5 protein-coding genes are annotated in these 4,952 nt (G+C 64.4%); 4 read left to right on the top strand and 1 reads right to left on the bottom strand.

The window, feature by feature from the left end; genetic code table 11:
* Positions 1-529 (top strand): prolyl oligopeptidase family serine peptidase (locus VF515_06565; protein HEX7407301.1); only part of this gene is annotated, 529 nt, incomplete at its 5' end.
* 20 nt (positions 530-549) lie between these two features.
* On the opposite strand, the gene VF515_06570 is transcribed toward VF515_06565, so the two are convergent.
* Positions 550-1,932: a hypothetical protein gene (locus VF515_06570; protein HEX7407302.1), complete on the bottom strand. Its 1,383-nt coding sequence runs from the start codon at positions 1,930-1,932 to the stop codon at positions 550-552.
* Positions 1,933-2,479: 547 nt separating this feature from the next.
* Here VF515_06570 and VF515_06575 point away from each other — a divergent pair.
* The 3 genes from VF515_06575 (at position 2,480) to VF515_06585 (ending at position 4,819) form a co-directional block, all read left to right on the top strand.
* Positions 2,480-2,851, top strand: a complete 372-nt coding sequence (locus VF515_06575; GenBank protein ID HEX7407303.1) for a prepilin-type N-terminal cleavage/methylation domain-containing protein — start codon at positions 2,480-2,482, stop codon at positions 2,849-2,851.
* A gap of 297 nt (positions 2,852-3,148) precedes the next feature.
* Entirely contained in the window at positions 3,149-3,391 is a 243-nt protein-coding gene (locus tag VF515_06580) for a hypothetical protein (protein HEX7407304.1), read from the top strand.
* Positions 3,392-4,060: 669 nt separating this feature from the next.
* Entirely contained in the window at positions 4,061-4,819 is a 759-nt protein-coding gene (locus VF515_06585) for a hypothetical protein (GenBank protein HEX7407305.1), read from the top strand.
* Positions 4,820-4,952 lie beyond the last annotated feature (133 nt).

Consider the following 4,952-nt stretch of genomic DNA (forward strand, 5'->3'; position numbering starts at 1 on the left):
GCGCTTCCTGGTGGGACGTGGTGACGTCGATGGCAAGCGGCTCGCGATCAGCGGCGGCAGCGCCGGCGGCTACACCGCGCTGTGTGCGCTGACGTTTCGCCGCACCTTCAAAGCCGGTGCGAGCTATTACGGCATCAGCGATCTCGAAGCTCTGGCCAAGGATACGCACAAGTTCGAGTCGCATTATACGGACCGGCTGGTCGGCCCCTATCCCGAATGCGCCGAGGTGTACCGGCAGCGCTCGCCGCTGCACTTCGCCGATGGCCTCGCGTGTCCGGTGATTTTCTTCCAAGGCCTGGACGACAAAGTGGTTCCGCCCAGCCAGACCGAGGCCATGGTTGCGGCCCTGCGGTCGAAGGGGTTGCCGGTGGCGTACGTGCCGTTCGCCGGCGAACAGCACGGCTTCCGCCGCGCCGAGAACATCAAGCGGGCGTTGGAAGCAGAGCTGTACTTCTACTCGCGGATATTCGAGTTCTCGGTGGCCGATGTGCTGCCGCCCGTGGTGATCGAAAACCTCGACAGTGGCTGAATCTGAAAGCAGACGATGTATCAACCGCCGCTCGGGGTTGCGGTCGGCGTGGCCACCGGACAGCCGTTCAGCGCGTTATTCACTGCCGTCAGGATCTCATCGACGGTGATGTGGCCGTTGTGGTTCACGTCGCCCGCGTCGCAGGTGGCGTCCGCAGTGCCCAGGGCGATGTTGACCATCGTCAGGATGTCATCAACGGTGACACGGCCCTTGCCCGTGCAATCGCCGGCGCACGGCGGTGTGGGCGTTGCGGTTGCCGTCGCCGTGGGAGTGGAGGTTGGGACCTCCGTCGATGTCGCTGTGGCGGTGCCGGTCACGGTAGGGGTGCTGGTCGGGACGCCGGTGGGCGTGTCAGTTGGAGAAGCCGTGGGGGTGTAGGTTGCTGTCGGGGTCAGTGTCAGTGTTGGAGTAAATGTCAGTGATGGGGTGAGGGTCGACGTTGGGGTCGGGGTTACGGTTGGGGTTGAGGTTGGGGTCCGGGTTGCGGTCACCGTCGGTTGCGGAGGCAGCGTCGGGGCGGGGGTGAAGGCGGAACCCGAGAAGAAGCGGCTGTAACGCAGGAGATTGCGTGCAGCGGCCTGTTGCGAATTCGGCTCGGCGCCGGTGCAATACGTCAGCGTGGTGACGATGACGCGGCCGTCCCCATGCCGATATTCCACCCAGGTCTGGCCGTCGTCGTTCGCCAGCACCGGCGTTGCGCCGCTGGGCAGAGTCGTCAGGGTGCCGAGATCGGTGTGCTGCCAAGCGGTGAAGTCGGCAACGCCGAGCGGCTCACCGCCGATTTTCGCTCCGGTGATGTACGGATGAGTGGTGGCGAGAATCGATTCGCTATCGTGTTGTGTTGTGGCCGAGAAGCCGACGCCGTCCGGTGCAACGTCGGCTTGGTCACCGGAAGCGCCGGCGACGTTGATCACCGTCACTCCGCCTGAGTTGACAAACCGTTCAATCACGCCTCCGGGTGACACCATTTGCCGTAGGAAGCCGTAGTCGCTGCTCGTCAGGCCTGGCGCCACGTAGATCACCTGGTACAGGTTGCGGAGCTGCAGGGGATCTGCGGCGGCGATGTTCCGAAACGTGTTGGTGGCGCCGAGGAACTGCAGGCTTGCCGCCAAGTTGAAACTGCATTCCCACTCATTCTGGACGCGCGTTTCGCTGGCCGCGAACAGGAACGCAATGTGAGCCAGTGGTGGTGGCGTCGGTGTCGGCGGTGTGCCGGTGATGGTTGGGGACGCCGTCGCGGTCGGCGACGGCGTTGGCGTGTCTGCAAGCGGGGTGGCGGTTGCGGTCGCTGTTTCCGTCGCCGTCTCCGTTGGTGTTGACGTAGCCGTCTGTGTCGGCGTTGGCGTCGACGTCGGGGTTTCGGTGGACGCCTCCGTGAACGTCGCTGTGGGTGTGTCCTCCACGGCTCCTACCGGAGCTGCGGCGGTCAGGAAGGCGAGAAGGGCGATCGCTCCGAGTGCGGCCTTCAGCCTGACGCAGCCCCCGAGGCCGAGCCGAAGGAGTCGCGCTGCTGAGAATGCGACGTCGTGTCGACCTAGTCGTGCAGACAACCCAGTGTAACCAGTTCGATCGGTGAGCATCGTCGTCAGTCTGTGTGTGCGCGCCACGGAGTTACTCTCCCTGCCATCCTATACAAACGAGCAACATGTGTATGCGCGGTGTGCCGAACCACGTCAAGAGGCGCAAGGGAGTTCCGAAGCCGGCAGCGGGCGGTTGCGCCGTATGTGCATGGAATATACCCCGTAACAGTTGACAGACTAATATGTATAGCGCTATAGCAGGTGCGCGCAATGACAGCGAGCATGCCAAGCGGCGGTCTGTGGTGTTACGGCACGGCGAAGTGGCGGGTCGGGTACTTCATGAATCGAGTCCATGGTCCGCCGTGAAGCGGTCCAACATGGTCGGGACGGACACTCAGCAACGGGGCCGATACTTCCAGAAGGAGGCACAATGAAGGCGAAGAAAGTCAGCGGGTTTACGTTGATCGAGCTATTGGTGGTGGTAACCATCATCGGCATCCTGGCGGCGGTTGCAATCCCCCAGTTTGCCGTCTATCGGCAGAAGGGGTACGACGCCAGCGCCCAGTCCGACCTGCGCAATGCTGCCAGTGCGGAAGAAGCGTACTTTGCGTCCTATCAGGTCTACGTGGGCTGCACGGACGCGGCTGCCTGCGTGACGGCGCTGCCCGGCTACAGGAAGTCGGTGGGCGTGAGTCTGGCGATGACGTCCTCGACCAGTTCGTTCGCCGGTACGGCGTCCCATGGGGACGGCACCGGAAGGGTCTGGAGCTTCGACAGCACGGCCGGCGGCATGGCGAACTGATCTCTCTCATGGCGAGGCGGGGACAGGTTCCCCTCGCTTGTCTCCGCCTCGCGTATTTTCAATCGGCGTTGTCGTAGTGGAAGATGGAGGACGTGGAGGTGGTGCCGGCCGGCAACGTCAAGGCCATGGCTAACGAGCACAACTTCGTCTTCTGCGCGACCAAGTGGATCGGCATGGCGGACGAGGACCTCTCCAACGCCGAGGCGATCCTCCAGGACCTCAGGAAGTTCCGGAGCCTCGCGGACGATCGGCGCCTCGATCCATCAGCCGGCGATCGCGCTCGGGCGCAATCCCGATGTGACGCCCTATTTCAACATCCCGGCCATCCCTACGGATCCGTTCGACGGCTCCGCTCTGATCGTCTGGGGCAGCGGCGCGGCTCCCGCGCCGACCACGAACAAGGCCCCGTCGGTCGGGCCCGATCCACACTCGGACCCGCGGAACTCGCCGCTCGCGCGACAACAGAAGTCGGACTTCTTGAAGGTCAGCGGCGGCGCTGTGGTCGACGTCTGCTCGGGCGACCCGTGCGTCGCCCCGTAGCGGGCGGGCGGCGGACGTAGACACCTGTTGCGGCACGGGTCCCCGGATGCGGAGGACCCGTGCCGCTCGCGGTACCATCCGGTGTAGCCCATAGCCTGTTGCACCGCACGCATCCGGCGCGCAATGGTGTAGACCTGCGCCGGGGCGAGAGGCGGGTGACCGCCCACCGAATCGGCGGGCCTGCTGACCTCCTCGTGGACGATCGAGGTCCGTGAGTCGAGCAGTTCTTCCTCGCCTTGATGCCTGTCCTCGCCGACAACAGCCCGACCGGCATGTGCCGCGGCTGCATGCGGAAGAAGTACTTCCGCATCGCTTTCTCAATGATGCGCCGGGGATAGAAGAGCGTCGCGCCCTTGTGGGGACATGAATCGGGAGTTGGGAGAAGGGCCACCGGGGCTGAGGGGGTGAAGGACTACATACTGGAAGATGTAGTAAGGTACTTGATAAGTGTAACAAATAGGCGCAGGACGTACTAGCATAGATTAATGGAGGGCGCGGGCAGGGCCGGATGGCGCTGGGGGGCGGGGCGACGGGGGTCGGGAGTTGGGCACCAGTAGAGTGATGGCTAGGACATCTTTAAATACTCCCGTTGCCCGTCTCCGGACGCCCGACTCCCGACCCCCGACGGCTCTGCACGGGCGCAGGGGACGAGCGCTGACATGCTGGGTAGTGGTGGTGATTGCGGCGGCACTGCTGCTGTCCCATGTCGCCTACGCCCAGCAGCTGCTGGCTTCTGATGCGCTGCGTATTCTCGGGGCACGGCTCGAGGTACAGGCGCCGGCGGATGTGCCGATCGATACGCCGTTCACGCTGCCGACGGCGCTCATCGATGGCGACGGACACGCGATCGTCGCTGACACCCTCTTCACCGCTGGCAGCGTCTTGGTGCGCGGGGAGCTGTCTGGTCCCGGGCTGGCCGGGAGCACCGGCGGGGACGCCGGCGCCACTCTGCCGGTCGGACCCGTGCCGGCAGGAAGCCCATTGCTGATTCCGGCGCTCACCCGCGCCGGCAACTACGTGGTCGATCATCTGCGTCTCACCGATGCGCAGGGCGTCGAGATCTTTCCGGCGGCGCCGTCGGTGTTGTCTATCAAGGCGTTGGAAGAGATCTTCGTCACCTCCGTGTCGTCACGGCCGCCGTCGCTCGACGAAATCCAAGACCGCGGCATCGTTCTCGACCCCAACAACTACACCGCCTTCGAGTTCACCTTCGGGATTGCCACGGAATCCAACCCCGTGCCTATCAGCCTCGCCGTCGCCTTCCCGCAGGATCAAGCGGCGCTCCCCACGGGCGGAGCCGGCCTGGATTTGGCCGTGACCGTCCCCGGCCTGAATATCAGCCGCGGCTGGTCACGGCACAATCTTGGCAAAAGCATGCTGCCAAATTGTTTAAACAAGTGCTTGACAGCTCCACATAATTCAGAGTAGGAGAGCCATGCCGCAGCGGAGGATTGCCGCGGCATGGTAGCGAGAGACCAGACTGCTTGGGCAAGGGGGACGCGGGGCGGCGAGACGCCCGCGTGTGACATGTCCGTCGCGAACAGAGCGGCTGCGCGGTGCG

This window comes from Candidatus Binatia bacterium (genome assembly GCA_036382395.1).
Lineage (GTDB): Bacteria > Desulfobacterota > Binatia > HRBIN30 > HRBIN30 > JAGDMS01.

What these genes read in the sequence shown, in the direction of transcription:
- VF515_06575 (HEX7407303.1), top strand. Translation starts at nt 2,480, where the DNA reads ATGAAGGCGAAGAAAGTCAGCGGGTTTACGTTGATCGAGCTATTGGTG.